This window comes from uncultured Tenacibaculum sp. (genome assembly GCF_947502995.1).
GTDB lineage: Bacteria > Bacteroidota > Bacteroidia > Flavobacteriales > Flavobacteriaceae > Polaribacter.
In genome coordinates, this window is sequence record NZ_CANNBW010000018.1 from 84,185 (window position 1) to 100,760 (window position 16,576).

Below are 16,576 nucleotides of genomic sequence, written 5' to 3' on the forward strand. Positions count from 1 at the left end.
TAAAGTTTTAAAATAAGTTTTGTCAAAATTATCAACCATGAAAAATTTATTTAAAACTTTATTGTTAATGCTTGCTTTAAATTTAGTGAGTTGTGACGATGATAAAACTACAGATCCAGTTCCTACTCCAGTAGATACAACTGTGAATTTTCAATATTTAAGTTCCATTAGTGTAGGTGGTGAAGGAGCTGCTGAAATTTCAGCATACGATAAAAAAACAAAAAAGTTGTTTGTTGTAAATGCTGAATCAAAAGAAATTTCTGTTTATAATATTGAAAATTTAGTTGCACCTCAACAAGTTTCTTCTATTTCTGTAATGAGTGGTGCTCCAAATAGTATTTCTGCTTATGACGGTAAAATTGCTATTGCTTTAGAGGATGAAGTAAAACAAAACAATGGGAAAATTGCTTTATATAATGCAGAAAATAATACTTTAATTAATACTTACACAGTTGGAGCATTACCAGACATGGTTACTTTTTCTAAAGATGGTAAATTATTAGTTTGTGCTAATGAAGGAGAACCTAATGGTTTGTATACAAATGATCCTGAAGGTAGTGTGAGTATTATTGATATTGAAAACAGCCAAGTAACTACATTAGATTTTAATGCATTTAATGGACAAGAAGCTTCTTTAGAAGCCAATGGGTTTAGAGTATTTGGTCCCAATGCGAATTTAGCTACAGATGTTGAACCTGAATACATTGCTATTTCAAATGATTCTAAAACTGCTTGGGTTTCTTTACAGGAAAATAATGGTATTGCTAAAATAAATTTAGTTTCAAAATCTATTGAAGCAATTTACCCTTTAGGTTTTAAAGATTATAGCCAAGCAGGAAACGAAATCGATCCTAGTAATGAAGATGGTAAAACTGAATTAAGAAGTGTTCCGGTTTACGGAATGTATCAACCAGATGCAATTACTTACGTAAATATAAATGGAGTTGGATATATTATCTCAGCTAACGAAGGTGATGCTAGAGAATACATTGACGATAAAGGAACAGATACTGAAGACGATGATGAAGATGTTTTTGTAAACGAAAAAAGAATCAAGAAAATTGATTTAGATCCAACTGCTTTTCCTAACGCTGCTGATTTACAAAAAGAAGAAGATTTAGGTAGATTAAAAATTGCATTAGATTTAGGTGATACCGATGGTGATGGCGATTATGACAAGTTATATTCTTACGGTGCTCGTTCTTTCAGTATTTGGTCTGAAAACGGAACTTTAGTTTACGATAGTGGTAACAGTATTGCTAGTAAAACTTTGGAATTAACTCCTGCTAGATTTAATGATGAAGATAAAAGAAGCGATGACAAAGGTGCAGAACCAGAAGCGGTAGAAGTATTAAACATAGGTAATGAAAGATATATTCTTTTTGTTGGATTAGAAAGAACTGATCAGGTATTAGTTTATGATATTACAACACCTACTGCACCAACATTTTTATCAATTTTATCTCACGAAGGCGACGAAGCACCAGAAGGTCTGTTAGTTATTCCTGCAGCAGACAGTCCTAATGGAAAAGACTTAGTACTTGTTTCGAATGAAGATAGTGGAACTGTAAGTATCTATCAGAATGTAAAATAAGAACTAATTTACGTATTCATAAAAAACAACTATTGATTCTCTTCAATAGTTGTTTTATTTTATAGAAACGCTACCTTTGCAGCATGAATAGTATTGTAGCCATTGTAGGAAGACCTAATGTAGGTAAATCTACATTATTCAACAGATTAATTAAAAGAAGAGAAGCCATTGTAGATTCTGTAAGCGGTGTAACTAGAGACCGTCATTATGGAAAATCTGAATGGAATGGAAAAGAATTCTCTGTAATTGATACTGGTGGATACATCGTAGGATCAGATGATATTTTTGAAGGAGAAATAAGAAAACAAGTACAATTGGCTATAGATGAAGCTGATATTATTTTATTTGTTGTAGATGTAGAACAAGGTATTACTCCAATGGATGATGCTGTTGCTAAAATTTTACGCCAAGTAGATAAACCTTTATTTATCGCAGTAAACAAAGTAGATAACGCCATGCGTGCTGCTGATGCTGTTGAATTTTACAACTTAGGTTTAGGTGACTATCACACTATTTCATCTGTTAACGGAAGTGGAACTGGTGATTTATTAGATGCAATTGTTGAAGAAATTCCTGAACCTGTAGAAGAAGAACAAACAGAAAATGAATTACCACGTTTTGCTGTAGTAGGTAGACCAAATGCAGGTAAATCTTCTTTTATCAACGCATTAATCGGTGAAGACAGAAATATTGTAACAAATATTGCTGGAACTACTAGAGATTCTATTGATACAAAATACAATCGTTTCGGTTTTGAATTCAATTTAGTTGATACTGCAGGAATTCGAAAGAAATCGAAAGTTAAAGAAGATTTAGAATTTTACTCTGTAATGCGTGCTGTTAGAGCCATTGAATATTGTGATATCGCAATTGTTATGGTAGATGCAACTCGTGGTTTTGAAGGACAAGATGAAAAGATATTTTGGCTTGCTGAAAAAAACAGAAAAGGTGTTGTTATTTTAGTTAACAAATGGGATTTGGTTGATAAAGAAACCAATACTATGCGTGATTTCGAAAATAAAATACGTAAAACAATAGAACCTTTTACAGATGTTCCGATCGTATTTATCTCTGCTTTAACAAAACAAAGAATTTTTAAAGCTATAGAAACGGCTGTTGAAGTTCATGAAAACAGAAAACGTAAAATACAAACGAGTAAACTTAACGAAACTATGTTGGAGATTATGCAACAAACTCCTCCTCCAGCTACAAAAGGTAAGTTTATTAAGATTAAATACTGTATGCAGTTACCAACGCATACGCCTCAGTTTGCCTTTTTTGCGAATCTGCCACAGTATATAAAAGATCCGTATCGTAGATTTGTTGAAAATCAATTACGTGAACATTATAATTTTAACGGTGTGCCTATAAGTATTTATTTCAGACAGAAATAATATAACATTACTAATTAATTTTTAGTCTTCTAACTCAAAATCAATTGGTATAAAATATTCTACGTTAACAAAAGCATCATTTTGTTTACCAGGAATAAACTTAGGTAATAAAGTAACTAATCTTTCGGCTTCTTTTTCTAATAATTCAGCATTATCAGGACCAGAAGTCGTTATATTTTTTACATAACCTTCTTTATCTACAATAAATCGCACCCAAATTCTACCTTCAATTCCTTCCGAGGCTGCATCAAATGGATAAATAAGATTTTCTAAAATATTATTTAATATAGTTTCTTTAATACACTCTTCTTTATTGTAAATAGTATTATCAGAACATGTAATAAACACAGGTTTGTCTGTAACTTGATCGAACCTAATATAATTTTTAAGTAACACTTCTTCTGAAGTTCTCCCTTTTAAAATAGCATCTTTAGAGTTATTTTTTAAGGTTTCCTTTTTTTCTACGATAGTTTTCTGTTTAGAAATAGCCTTTAAATTCTTCTTAATTTTTAAAATGTTAGGAGTATTTCTTCTTCGTACTACTCTGCTTCGAGTAGAAACTGTTAAATACTCTTTCTCGTTTGATTTTTTAAACTTTTCTATAGCGCATTTCCCTATACTGTTTAAATCTTCTATTTGATTTTCTGGAGAAGTACAAACATTGTTTTGTGCATTTGCTATCGTGTAAACAAAAACAAAACAAATAGCTAAATAGTTCTTAAGTTTCATAATATTGGGGGTATGATTTTTAAACTAATAAGATGGTATTTTTAAAACACTACCAAATTCATAAGACTTTTAGTTATTCACGTAATAGTCTTTTAAGTTCCACACATATTTAATTAATGTTCTCAGTTTATACTTTATTCAATTCGTACTTTTTCGTACAAATTGGTTATTTTGTTAAAAGTTTTAGTTAATTGATTACTTAACTTATACATTTCAGCATCTTCATAACCTTGCTTAAACAATCTATCTGAATTAGATGTTACACTTTCCCATAATGCTGAAACATCTCCTAAAGCTTCATCTATTCTATCATTATTAAAACTAGAAATTAGTAAATCATTTAAAGCATTATCTAATTCTGTATATACACTTTTTAAATTCCTTTCACTTTTAGGTGTTTTTAATTCTGGTTTATTAGCAAAATAATACAAAGCTAATCGTTGCGAAAGCATACGCTGCCTCCCAGATTTATTAATAATCTGTTTTAATTCTGAATCTTCTTCTTTCACAAAAGAATCATTCGAATTTGTTTTTCCTTTAGATTCTAAAATAATAGCATTTACAACATTATTAGCATATTTTAAAATTGTAGAATTGGTATTAATAATTTTAACAGCATCGTCTTTATTTGGTTCAGATGCTAAGAACTTCTTATACTTTTCCCAAGTATCTTTCACTTCTTTAATACGTTCTTTTGTTAAAGGAGCTTCAGTATTTTTATCAAGAATATTATTTTGTTTTTCAAATATTATCTTAGTTATTTTTAAATCTTTTTTTGCTTTAAAATCATTTGGATTACTTAAAAGGTATAAATAAATTTTACCCATTCTTTGCGTTAACATTCTTTGCTTTCCTGAAATATTAACAGCTTTATTATAGGTAAGTGCTCCATATTTTTCACTCTGACTATGGCTTAAATTAACGGTTAACATTAAAAAAACAGAAAGGGTTATATTTTTAAATATTTTTCTCATGATGTTGTGTTTGTACTTAAGTATTAATAGTCTTTAATTTGGAAGCTTGTAATTTTTCCATCTTTGGATAAATAGAGTAAAACCAACATTGAACCATTTTCAAATTCAACTAGAAAGTTTTTCTCTTTTTCATCTTCCATAATCAACTCATAAGTCGACATTTTACCTTTATCTTTATGTAAACTGTCTACCATTTTCCCAAACTTATCAGGACTCCATTTTCCTTTTAGTTTAGCATCAAATTTTTCGTGAATTAATGATGATTTTTTTTCATTGAGAGCTTTTTTAATTAACTCTAATGTAGTCGTGTAATCTTTTTCAGATTGAGAAAAAACCGAAGTAGATAAAAATAAAGTCAATATAGAAATAAACAAAATTTTCATAAGGGGGGGATATTTTGTTATTAAAAATTCAGGGTATAAATATAGTGCCTTACACCATCTATTCAAAATATTTTCAATAAAAACAGTGAAAAATCTGTAAAAATTCAGGAAAACACCTTTTTTTAACATTATTTTTAAATATATGGAATTTTAAGTGTTGATTTTTCAAAAATTAACACTTCTTAACCATTGTTAACTTATATTAACTTTATATCGTTAGTTTTTTTCGTTTTTTTGTCGAGAATTTATTGGTAAGAATAAAATGTTATGAAAAAATTGTTTTTCAATATATTCAAAATCAGTGTTTATGATTTTTGAAATTGAGAAACATTACAATTAACCACATAAAATATACATTTCACTACATTTCGTTTTTCCATCTGAAAAGAGTCTAATATTTTTGGCGACTTTAAAATAAAAGGGGACATATGAAAAAAACATTGTTAATTATTGCTTTAATACTATCCTGTAGTATGTATGCTCAATCATACAAATTTAAAATATCAGGTACTATTAAATCTGAAAAGGAAAAAACAGCTATTGAAGCGGCAACAATTCATTTAGAAAAAGAAAAGGATAGCACCGTTTTATCGTATACAATTTCTGATAACAAAGGTAATTTTTCACTAGAAGGAAAAGTATATAATAAAAATGTGAAGTTATTCATTTCATTCATTGGAATGGATGAATACAAAAAGGCGATTGTATTAGACAAGGAATCTAATATTAACTTAGGTACAATTTTATTAAAAGAAGAATCTAATCTACTAAATGAAGTCGTTGTAAAATCAAGAGCTCCAATTACCATAAAAAAGGACACATTAGAGTTTAATGTAAAATCTTTTAAGACAAAGAAAGATGCTAATGTGGAAGATTTATTAAAGAAACTACCAGGAGTTGAGGTTAACGAAGAAGGTCAAATTACAGTTAACGGAAAACCTGTAAATAAAATCTTAGTAAATGGTAAACCTTTCTTTGGAAACGATCCTACAATTGCCACTAAGAATTTATCTAAAGAAATTATTGAAAAAGTTCAAATCACAGATACTAAATCTAAGTCTGAAGCTTTCTCTGGTGAAAAAGGAGATGCTAATAATAAAACCATTAATCTTACCATTAAAGAAGAAAACAACAAAGGTTGGTTTGGTAGAGTTGCAGCTGGTGGTGGAACAGACGAACGTTATGAAGCTGCTACTATTGTAAATAGATTCGACAATAATACTCGTTTTAGTGTTTTAGCTGGAACAAATAACATTAACTCTCCTGGATTTAGTTTTGGTGAAATCACCAAAATGTTTGGTAATTCTAATAATGTAAGCTTCTTTGGAAATGGACAATTTTCTGTTGGAGGTAGAAATTTTGGAGGCGGACAAGGTATTATAACCTCTAGAACTGGTGGAGCAACTTATGCCGATGAATATGGAAAAGGAGTTGATCTTAATGCAAATTACTTTTATTCTGGTAGTGATTCAGAGAACATAAATAGAAGTAATAGAGAATATACTGTTCAAGTACAAGATGAAAATGATCCTACTCAAACTAGAGAACTTCGTTATTTTACAAATTCAAATTCTAGCAGCACTACAGAAAATGACAATCATAATTTCGATGCTGATTTAGATATTGAAATAGATTCTACGTTTTTAATTAATGTTACACCTCGTTTTACGTTTAATGATAGAAGTTCAAACTTCACTCAATCGGATGAAACATTAGATGAAAATAGAGCACTTACAAACAGGTTTTCTAGTAATTCATTTTCTACTTCAGAAGCTAAAAACTTTCAAAACAGAATCGACATTACTAAAAAGTTCGGTAACAAAGGTGGTTTTATTAAAGCCTCTATTACAAATCAAATTGATCAAACTGAAGGAGAAGATTTTAATAACTCAACAATTGAGACTTTTGGAACAAATGCTAACACTGAAATACGAGATCAAAAAACTGATATTACGAGTGATTTAAATGGATTTAGAACTCGTTTATCGTATCGTCAACCAATTATCGCTAAAAAGTTATTCATTAATTTAAATTATCGTTATAGAATAGACGAAAGGACTAGAGTTGAAAGTACTTTTGATTTTGATAATGCAACACAAGATTTTACAAATTTCAACACTGATTTAAGTACCAACTTTACATTTAATGATATTACAAAAACTCCATTAGTTGGAATTACATACGACACAAAATCATTTAATTTAGATTTCGATATCGGTCAAACAATAAGAACTTTAGAAAATCAAGATGTTTTAAGACCTAATTTAAGTTTAAATAAAGACTTTAATAACGTTACTGTTGATGCTAGTATGCGTTATAGATTTCCATCTAAAGCTAGAGTTTATATCGGATATAATTTAGATAATAACGCTCCTGGGATAACACAATTACAACCTTTCACAGATGTATCTAATCCATCTAATATTGTAACTGGTAACCCAAACCTTAGACCAAGTCAAAATCACAGAGTTTTTGCAAACTTTAATAAGTACAACTGGCAAAAAAGAACTGGATTCTTCTTCTGGGGAGGTGGAGATATTACAAACAATCAAATTGTAAGTAAAACAACAATTGGAGACGACTTAGTAAGAACAACTACATATGAAAACGCAGATGGAGTTTACAGTTTTTATGGAGGAGGTAGCTACAATAGAGGAATTAAATTAGATTCTGTGTCAACATTTAATATTAGAACTGGATTAAGATTTAATGCTTCTAAAAGTTTAAATATTTTAAATGAAATAGAAAACACAACAAAAACTAACGCTATTACTCCTCGATTAGGTTTTGAGTTTAACTGGAAGAAAAAGATAGTTATAGAACCTAACTATGAAATTGCTTTTACTAACACTCGTTTTAACGCTAATAATATTGCAGATCAAAACTTTACTAGACATTCACTTCGTATAAGAACAAGAACTAGTGTACCTAAAAAATTAGAATGGAGAAATGATGTGCGTTACACTTTTAACCCAAATGTTATTGGATTTAATAGATCAGCCTGGTTCTGGAACTCTACTCTATCGTATTCAATATTAAAAGATAAAGGTACAATTACTTTAAAAGCTTATGATGTATTAAATCAGAATACAAATGCCAGAAGAACTGTTGTTGGAAATTATGTTGAAGACTCAGAAAGTACCGTACTACAACAATATTTTATGCTTGGATTTAGTTGGAAATTTAATAGCTTAGGAAAAAAAGGAGAAGTTCGAGATTACGGATTCCATTAAAACACAACAAAAAGTCATCTTAAAAGATGGCTTTTTTTATTTTAAATCTGCAAGTTGTCATAGATCAATACGACTAAAAAATACATTTCGTAATTTTGCAATTACAAAAAAGAGATGAAGATGACCATTAGAAGCTTTCACGATAACGTTGATTTAGAATTACCGCTACATATTAATATCAGTTTTAAAATGGTATACGACCTTTTTGAAAAGTACACTGATAATCAATACAAAACACATCCTTTTCATGAAGCGGCAAAACATATGGTTGAGGAAATTGACAAAATTCCTGAGCTTATTAATGGGTTTTCAGATTTCTCATTACTTCAGAAACATGAAGACATTATCAACTTAGTTTTAGATCCTTTATTTCCTGAAATATTAAGTACAAACGAAATAAAAGCTGCTACAGTTCCATTTTCATTTACTTGTTTTAAGTTTACTGAACGTTTTGAAAATATTTTAACCAATGCTGGTGACGACTATGAATTTGTAGTTCGTAATTTCGAGCAAGATGCTATGTACATTTATGCTTGTACTTTAATTTTATCATATATATACAATTATCATGTAGATTTAAAACGTCCGTTTTATTTTGATATTCCAGATAAAACTAGCGATTTTACTAAACATTATAGAGTAGCATTTAATGGTGATTTTATGGACATTACTCCTACTGAAAATGCTCCAAAGATTACTGAAGACGATATTAAATTATTATTAGATAATTTTGATAATATTGAAATTTGGAAAGAAAAATTTCCACCAAACTCCTATATTTTTAAAGGGTTTGGTATTATGAATCTTTTTGATGTTACTGCAGATGAAACTATCACTTCTATTCGCGACAATCTCGTTAGGAGAGAAGATCAAAGCATGACAGAAAAATTAAGAGATAACTTACGAGATTTTTATACTATTAAAGACTTAAAAGTTGGATATTCTGTTTTTGACATCAGTAATATTTCCGAAGGAAAAGTAAAAGTAAAAAGATCGGAAAGCATACTTCTTAATCAAGAAACTCAAATTACTTGTAATGAATATTTTTGCAATCATTTAATTAGTAAAATTTTCAGAGAAAACGAGAGTATCGTAATTTCTGATGCTAAGAATTATCACGATTTATCTGGTGGAAATAAATTTTCAAAAAACTTAGAAAATCGAGAAATTGGTAGTATTATTCTTATCCCAATTAAGAACAGTACCAATCAAGATTTAGTTCTTATAGAAATTGCTTCACCTAGAGCTTATGAATTAAACTCTGTTAATAAACAGAAACTTAAAGATATTATTCCTGTTTTTCAAGCTGCTGCAGAACGTAATTCAGAAGAATACATGAATATTCTTGAAGCAACCATTCAAGAATACTATACTTCTATCCATCCTGCTGTTAAATGGCGTTTTTACGAAGCTGCTGAAAACTATCAAAATGCACTTTTAGATCAGGAAGAAGATGCTAAAATCGAAAAGATCACTTTTAACGATGTTTATCCATTGTACGGACAATCAGACATTAAAGGTTCTTCTCATGCAAGAAATTTAGCCATTAAACAAGATTTAACAAAGCAGTTAAAATCTGCAATCCATGTTTTAAGAGAAGCTTGTTTAAAAGAAAACTTACCGATATATGATGAATTAATGTATCGTGTAGAAGATTATTTAGTTGAAGTTGAAAAAGGAATGAAGGCTGGCGATGAAGTTGCTATTTTAGACTTTTTGAAACGTGATATTTATCCTGTTTTTAATCATATCAAAGAAATCAACGACGAACTTACACAGGTTGTAAATGATTACTTAGGATTGTTAGACAACAATCTTCAAGTTGTTTACGAAAAGAGAAAAGACTATGAAAATAGTGTTACTAAACTTAATGACAAACTAGCTAAGTTTATCGATAAGAAACAAGAGGAAGCTCAAAAGATATTCCCACATTATTTTGAACGTTACAAAACAGATGGTGTAGAATATAATTTGTATATCGGACAATCGATTACAAAAGAAAAAAAGTACGATCCTTTATATCTTTATAATTTAAGATTATGGCAATTGCAAACCACTTACGAAATGGAAAATGTTGCTTATAACTTGAGAAAAGATTTGGATCATGACTTACGTGTTGCATCATTAATTTTAGTTCATAGCAATCCTTTAGCTATTGAATTTAGAATGGATGAAAAGCAATTTGATGTAGATGGTGCTTACAACATTCGTTATGAAATCATAAAAAAGAGAATCGATAAAGCACACATAAAAGGTACTACAGAACGTTTAACAACTCCTGGAAAAATAGCCATTGTTTATTCTCAAGATAAAGATGCACAAGAATACTTAAAATATATAAAGTATTTACAATCTAAAAACCAATTAGGAAAAGTAGAGATTTTAGAATTAGAAGATTTACAAGGAGTTTCTGGATTGAAAGCTATTCGAGTAGAAGTTAAATATAATGAAGAAGAGAACTCAAAATCTTCTTTATCTATTGATGAATTGATTAAAAAAATATAATAAACAACTATATAAAATAAAAAGAGCCTCAATATTGAGGCTCTTTTTATTTTAGTTTACTTCTTTTCCGTCTTTGTCCAAGAATCTTAATTTATAATTACCATCATTATCTTTAAAAACAACTGTTTTCTCAGTTTCTGGCTTATTAAAATCAGTTACATTTTTCGCAGTTACAATTAATGTTTTACACGTTTTATCTGGAGTACAATCGTTGTTTGCAATTGCTACAGTTAAACAAACAGTATACTCTCCTTCTCCAATTCCCCAAACAAATGAACTTTCTCCTTTACTTGTATCTTTTGACTCTTCAGTTTTACCTGTTGCATCTTTTTGATTTACCTGAAAAGTATATGTGTATCCATCTTTCTTTTCTGCTTCGAATTTTAAATCTAATCCAACATTTTCAGAAATTGTAAAGTCAACTTTTTCACAAGTCGCAGAACCATTATCTGGATTTACAACATCAGAATCGTCATCATTACAAGAAACAAATAAGATTAATGCTAAATTAATTACTAATAGATTTTTGATAAATTTCATGAGAATTATTTTTTAAATTATTACTCATGTAATACAATTCAATAGAAATTTACCCTATCATTTTTCAAAATATTTTTAGCTTAAAAGAAAATTTTCCTTTAAACTATCTATTAACAAGGAATTAAGCAGCCGGAACAACCCCCGCACTTTGATTATAAAAAGCTACTGCAAAAGCAATAACACTTACAATAATTCCTATCATAAATACGGTGTAAGTAGTGCGTAATAAGCTATATTTTCTATTTAAAACTAATCCTAAGAAATATAAATCTTTCGTTAAAGACCCGTATAAATAATCACGATCTTTCATCATTTCACTCATACCCCATTCAAACTCTTGCAAACTCATTTTATGAAAGTTGCCAAAGAAAATCAGATTTACTTTCTTGTTTGCAATATCTTCCTTTGTAAACTTTCCTTGAGTAACATTAGGTCGTGTTGCTAATATGGAAAGAATTATAGAGATTACAGTAAAAACAACGAAAATAATTGTTGGTACTATTAAATACCCATTAGAAGGATTATCTAATTTTGGAATTAATGTAGATAATGCCATAGAAATAATAATTGCATTTACAGAAAGTAAAATATTGGCTTTCGTATCAGCAATATCACTTAGTGTGATATGATTTCTCAATGCAACACGAAACATCGTTTCAATTCCTCTTTCAGGTAACTCAACTTTATCTTTTTTTAACTGAAGTTCTTCTTTTTTCTGAGATAATTTCTTTTGTTCTTGCTTGATTTTTTTCTCAGTTTTTAAAAGCTGTGCTAAATTTTTTGATTTTTGCTTTTCCCATTTTCTTACAGCAATATCTGTATAAAAACGATGTCCGTTAGTTAAAAAATCAATATTCTTTTTTATCCAATCTGTATCTTTAATTTTGGAATCAGATAATAACTCCATTTCTTTATGAAGCAATTGAGAAAACTCATTATAATTTTTACTTCCTAAATGAGAACAATCGGCATCTTTTAGTAATTTTTCTAATTCAGAAACAGGTTCAACATCCATTTTAGTTGCTAAAATAGTCCCTTTAATGGCTTTAATTTTCTCCTCTTCTACTCCTTCTTTAGATAAAAAATCAGATACAATAATCGTACTTTCCTCTTCATGATTGTTAGGGTCTACAGTAAAACCTGTATCATGAAACCAAGCAGCAATAACCAAACACTCTTTATCTGTTTCAGATAGCTTTGCTTCTTCTGCCAATTCAGAAGATTTTTCTACTACTCGAAGTGTATGTGATAAGCTATGATAAACTAATTTCTTGTCTAGTTTTTCATTTAAAGTATTCATCACAAAACTTTCTGCTTTTTCTAGGAGAGTGCTCATAAATCCGTAATTTAGTTTAGTAAAAGTAACTAAACTTTATCAATTTTTATAACGCAAGGATTCTTGTATTATTTCGACATAATAATTATGCTTACTTGGAAAAATATTATACACTTTACCGTTAATGGTAATCCAACTCCTGACAAGAGAGTTGAAAAAACTGATGAGGAATGGAAAGAAATCCTTTCTCCTGAACAATTTAAGATTACTCGATTAAAAGGAACTGAAAGACCTTTTAGTGGAGAACACTGTACTTCGTTTACTGAAGGAAAATATAGTTGTGCTTGCTGTGGCACTCCTTTATTTGATTCTTCAATAAAATTTGATTCTAGTTCTGGTTGGCCTAGTTTTAATCAGCCAATACAGGAGAACGCTATTAAGTATCATAAAGATTCTTCACATGGAATGATTCGTGTTGAGATTGTTTGTAATACTTGTGATTCTCATTTAGGTCATGTTTTTCCTGACGGACCAGAACCTAGTGGTTTGCGTTATTGTGTAAATTCTTTATCAATTCAATTAGACGATGAAAACTAAAATAGCTACAGTTGGTGGTGGATGTTTTTGGTGTACTGAAGCCATTTTTAATCAAATTAAAGGTATTGAAAAAGTAGTTTCTGGTTATGCAGGTGGAAACGCTCCTGGACATCCGACATACAGAGAAATTTGTTCTGGTTTAACAGGACATGCTGAAGTAATTCAGATTACTTATCATCCTGATGTAATTTCTTTTCAAGAAATTTTAATCATTTTTATGACCACTCACGATCCTACAACGTTAAATCGTCAAGGAGCAGATGTTGGCACTCAATATCGTTCTGTTATTTACTATCAGAATGAAGAAGAGAAAAGCATTATCGAAGAAGTGGTTAAACAAGTACAACCTTACTTTGATAATCCAATAGTTACTGAAGTGAGTGAAATGCCAATTTTCTATGCAGCAGAAGATTATCATCAAAACTATTACGAAAACAACAAAGAACAAGGATATTGCAATTTTGTGATTACGCCAAAGCTTTCTAAGCTTAGAAAATTATATGCTGATAAGCTGAAGTAATTCAATTTGAAATTAAATTTTCTAAATACCTTATAGAATCTTTATGAGCTATACCATTAACAACAACTTCACCCGTATTTTGTATGGTAATGGTTAGCTTGTTTTTAATATTGAGCTTCTTAACCAATTCTTTATATCGATCGGTAAAAAAGAAATATCGTTGATTACTTGAGCCCGACCATGGACGGGATAAATCGTGTAACTTTTCTATATAGGGTCCATCAACAAAAATATCACATAGTTCCAGCAGTAAATGATTTGTTATTTCCTTTCTCCTTCTAATGTGCTCAATTGTGTAACCACTAAAAATCATTACAGATAATTTAGTTTGGCTCTTAATTTTTTTAATTAATGAATACAGTGCTTCATGTTGATCAAAGGGCTCTCCTCCAAAAACAGTTATCCCTTCAATATCCTCTTTTACGTTTACTATAATATCATACAATTCATCAACTTTAATTTCTGTTCCTTCTTTTCTATTCCAAGTTTGAGGAACAAAACAATTTTCACATTGTATGCTGCATCCTTGAACCCATAAAACAAAACGTTTTCCTGGACCTTCAACCTCTGAAGAAGTGATATATTTATGAATATTTAAAACCATACTATAACTCTAACCTTCTTCCTCTAAATCTTTTTCTCGAAGTGTCCTTGGGTTTTTCATTTTCTATTTCATCACACGTAATTTTTGCTTTAATATTCTCTTGAATATTTTTAGAAATATCGTTTCTAGTATAGAAATTTTCCAAAGAGCTATACCTCCCATTATCTTCTCTTTCCTTTACCAAATATTTAGCTTGTACCATTGAAATCCCTGATAATGTTGCAAAATCTTCCTCGCCTGCACGATTAACTTCTAATAAGCTAACTTCATTTTCAATACTGATTTCAGTATTATTTTCATCAGCTTCATTGATTACATCATCTAACAAATTATTCGTATCTAATCTCTTTTCATTATTAAAAAATGATGGTCTTTTTTTCGAAATATCTTTTAATGATTCAACGTAGGTCTGAGCAGTTTCAACTGAGAAAAATGAATAAAACACCGCCAAAATACATAGTACGTAAATAATTCTTCGAGCATACCTAAAGAACCCTTCTTTTCGAACAGGAAAATCAAGAATTACCTTTTTACCAGGATTATCTCTTTCATAATTGGCAACTTGTAAATGATATAACTTATCTAAATGATTTTCTAATGTATCACCAACTTTATTGGTAATAAAATATGAAGTAAACACTCCAGATTCTACTTCAATTTTATGAATTGTTTTTACATTATTACTATCTTTTTCAAATTCATGATGCCCATTATTTAATTCAGTAGTTACTAAAGAATACTTTGGATTTATCGTTGAAAAATAGTCGTTTCCATAAAAGAATTCCAAATCCTCTACATTGTCTACCTTATAGAACGATTTCATATAGTCTTCATTCGTTTTTTCATCTATTTGAACCGTAAAATAGTAAGCCGAAAATAATAAAACAGTTCCTAAAATCAACTTATAACTACCACTGAATAAAGAGAAGAAAATTGCCACAATTGCATTTGCATATGGTACAAAAGCTAGGACAAAAATGATAATTGCAATTAAACACATAACAAAAGTTAATATTAAAAATCTAACACTCTACCTCTTCGTTCATTTGAATCAGAAGCATTATCATCTGTTATATTCTTTTCAACAAAAAGAAATTCTTTTAATTCATTTTGAAGTTTCTCAGAAACAGAATTTCTATCAAAGAAATTAGAAAGATTTATATATTTTCCATTCTCATCTCTTTCTTTAACAAGGTATACAGCTTGAATTTTAGATATAGCTTTTAGTTGAGCAAACTGCACATCATTTGCTTTATTTACATCTAATAATTTCAACTCTACATTTAAGTCATTTTCACTCTTCTGGATTAACTCTTCAACCTCTAAGTTTGCATTTACTTCATTCTCTACAATCATTTCGACTTCTTTTGATGGTTCGATACTTAGTGAATTGTTACTCGTAGTTACCACTTCATCTTCTTTCCTTCTTCTCAATGTAAAAAAGCAATGAATCATAGAAATTATGATGATAAAAGGAGCTATTGTTCCATAGTAAGAACGATAAACTATATCTTGAAAAACCACTTTTTTATTAGGATGGTCTTTTTCGTAGTTTTTTAATTGTTGTTGATGTAATTTCTTTAATCTATCTTCAACTAAGTTTCCTTGTTGATCTATAATAGAATAGGATTTAAACTTCCCTCCTAAGGCTGTAATTTTATGAACAAACTTCTTTCCTTCGTTTAACTTAACTTCTTCATGATAACCATCTGACAGTTGAGTAGTAGTTAAACTATATTGTGGAAAACGTATAGAAATATCATCAAAATAAAACACCTCTAAATCTTCTATTCTTTCTACTTCATGAGTTTTTACCAAATGTTGATTTGTTTCATAAGAATCTAACTCTAAAAGAACTACTGAAGCTATTAAAAATAAGGCAGCGTAAATCGCTGCAGAAAATTTCTTTATAAAAACTCCGTAACCAATAGCAACAATACTATTAAAAACAGGGACTATAGAAATAGCAATTATAGCTACTAATTTTAACTTTTTCATTTTACAAGTAACACCTATTTATTGTTGTTTGACAATTTATTTTCTTCCTTGACTTCAATCTGATCTTCATGAAATTCGTGAGTAAGCTCATGTTCTAATGTTTCTCCTTCAATCAAATCTTCCAATACACTTATATATTCTAAACATCTTTTTCCTTTTACTCCTTCAACTTTTGCTTTTACAGCTCCACTTTTTGTTATTTCTATTATGATTTTCTTCATTACTGAGC

General features: G+C 29.4%; 15 protein-coding genes. 6 read left to right on the forward strand and 9 right to left on the reverse strand.

Features of this window, described 5'->3' with window-relative positions:
• The first annotated feature begins 37 nt into the window (after positions 1-37).
• Both Q1A46_RS15410 and der read left to right on the forward strand, forming a co-directional pair.
• The gene (locus Q1A46_RS15410; protein ID WP_299680678.1) at positions 38-1,594 is read left to right on the forward strand and encodes a choice-of-anchor I family protein; all 1,557 of its coding nucleotides are present in this window, start codon (positions 38-40) and stop codon (positions 1,592-1,594) included.
• 83 nt (positions 1,595-1,677) lie between these two features.
• Positions 1,678-2,988, forward strand: a complete 1,311-nt coding sequence (gene der / locus Q1A46_RS15415; protein ID WP_299680681.1) for a ribosome biogenesis GTPase Der — start codon at positions 1,678-1,680, stop codon at positions 2,986-2,988.
• Between the two features lie 21 nt (positions 2,989-3,009).
• On the opposite strand, the gene Q1A46_RS15420 is transcribed toward der, so the two are convergent.
• The 3 genes from Q1A46_RS15420 to Q1A46_RS15430 all read right to left on the reverse strand — a co-directional run bounded on the left by Q1A46_RS15420 (position 3,010) and on the right by Q1A46_RS15430 (position 5,074).
• Complete coding sequence (locus Q1A46_RS15420; RefSeq protein WP_299680684.1) at positions 3,010-3,717, reverse strand: energy transducer TonB; 708 nt, start codon at positions 3,715-3,717, stop codon at positions 3,010-3,012.
• A gap of 134 nt (positions 3,718-3,851) precedes the next feature.
• A complete protein-coding gene (locus Q1A46_RS15425; RefSeq protein ID WP_299680686.1) occupies positions 3,852-4,691 on the reverse strand; it encodes a type IV pili methyl-accepting chemotaxis transducer N-terminal domain-containing protein in 840 nt (279 codons plus the stop codon).
• A gap of 23 nt (positions 4,692-4,714) precedes the next feature.
• Complete coding sequence (locus tag Q1A46_RS15430; RefSeq protein ID WP_299680689.1) at positions 4,715-5,074, reverse strand: hypothetical protein; 360 nt, start codon at positions 5,072-5,074, stop codon at positions 4,715-4,717.
• Between the two features lie 428 nt (positions 5,075-5,502).
• Between Q1A46_RS15430 and Q1A46_RS15435 the strand changes: the two genes are divergently transcribed.
• Both Q1A46_RS15435 and Q1A46_RS15440 read left to right on the forward strand, forming a co-directional pair.
• Positions 5,503-8,307, forward strand: coding sequence for an outer membrane beta-barrel protein (locus tag Q1A46_RS15435; protein WP_299680692.1), 2,805 nt, complete (start codon positions 5,503-5,505; stop codon positions 8,305-8,307).
• 114 nt (positions 8,308-8,421) lie between these two features.
• Entirely contained in the window at positions 8,422-10,812 is a 2,391-nt protein-coding gene (locus Q1A46_RS15440; protein ID WP_299680695.1) for a GAF domain-containing protein, read from the forward strand.
• A gap of 51 nt (positions 10,813-10,863) precedes the next feature.
• On the opposite strand, the gene Q1A46_RS15445 is transcribed toward Q1A46_RS15440, so the two are convergent.
• Both Q1A46_RS15445 and Q1A46_RS15450 read right to left on the reverse strand, forming a co-directional pair.
• Positions 10,864-11,352, reverse strand: coding sequence for a hypothetical protein (locus Q1A46_RS15445; RefSeq protein ID WP_299680698.1), 489 nt, complete (start codon positions 11,350-11,352; stop codon positions 10,864-10,866).
• 121 nt (positions 11,353-11,473) lie between these two features.
• Positions 11,474-12,688 carry a Pycsar system effector family protein gene (locus tag Q1A46_RS15450; protein ID WP_299680701.1) on the reverse strand — a complete coding sequence of 405 codons (1,215 nt, stop codon included), beginning with the start codon at positions 12,686-12,688 and terminating at the stop codon, positions 11,474-11,476.
• An 87-nt stretch (positions 12,689-12,775) separates the two neighbouring features.
• Here Q1A46_RS15450 and msrB point away from each other — a divergent pair, with 87 nt between their 5' ends.
• A complete protein-coding gene (msrB, locus tag Q1A46_RS15455; protein WP_299680704.1) occupies positions 12,776-13,225 on the forward strand; it encodes a peptide-methionine (R)-S-oxide reductase MsrB in 450 nt (149 codons plus the stop codon).
• A complete protein-coding gene (gene msrA / locus Q1A46_RS15460) occupies positions 13,215-13,745 on the forward strand; it encodes a peptide-methionine (S)-S-oxide reductase MsrA (RefSeq protein WP_299680707.1) in 531 nt (176 codons plus the stop codon). The genes msrB and msrA overlap by 11 nt, the downstream gene beginning before the upstream one ends.
• Position 13,746: 1 nt before the next feature.
• Here the strand turns inward: msrA and nrdG are convergent, their stop codons facing one another.
• Genes nrdG through Q1A46_RS15480 form a run of 4 tightly spaced genes read right to left on the reverse strand, consistent with a single transcriptional unit; the run spans position 13,747 to position 16,568 of the window.
• Positions 13,747-14,349: an anaerobic ribonucleoside-triphosphate reductase activating protein gene (nrdG, locus tag Q1A46_RS15465; RefSeq protein ID WP_299680710.1), complete on the reverse strand. Its 603-nt coding sequence runs from the start codon at positions 14,347-14,349 to the stop codon at positions 13,747-13,749.
• 1 nt (position 14,350) lies between these two features.
• Entirely contained in the window at positions 14,351-15,349 is a 999-nt protein-coding gene (locus Q1A46_RS15470; RefSeq protein WP_299680713.1) for a helix-hairpin-helix domain-containing protein, read from the reverse strand.
• A gap of 14 nt (positions 15,350-15,363) precedes the next feature.
• Positions 15,364-16,347: a hypothetical protein gene (locus Q1A46_RS15475; protein WP_299680716.1), complete on the reverse strand. Its 984-nt coding sequence runs from the start codon at positions 16,345-16,347 to the stop codon at positions 15,364-15,366.
• 14 nt (positions 16,348-16,361) lie between these two features.
• Positions 16,362-16,568, reverse strand: a complete 207-nt coding sequence (locus Q1A46_RS15480; RefSeq protein WP_299680718.1) for a DUF2997 domain-containing protein — start codon at positions 16,566-16,568, stop codon at positions 16,362-16,364.
• Positions 16,569-16,576 lie beyond the last annotated feature (8 nt).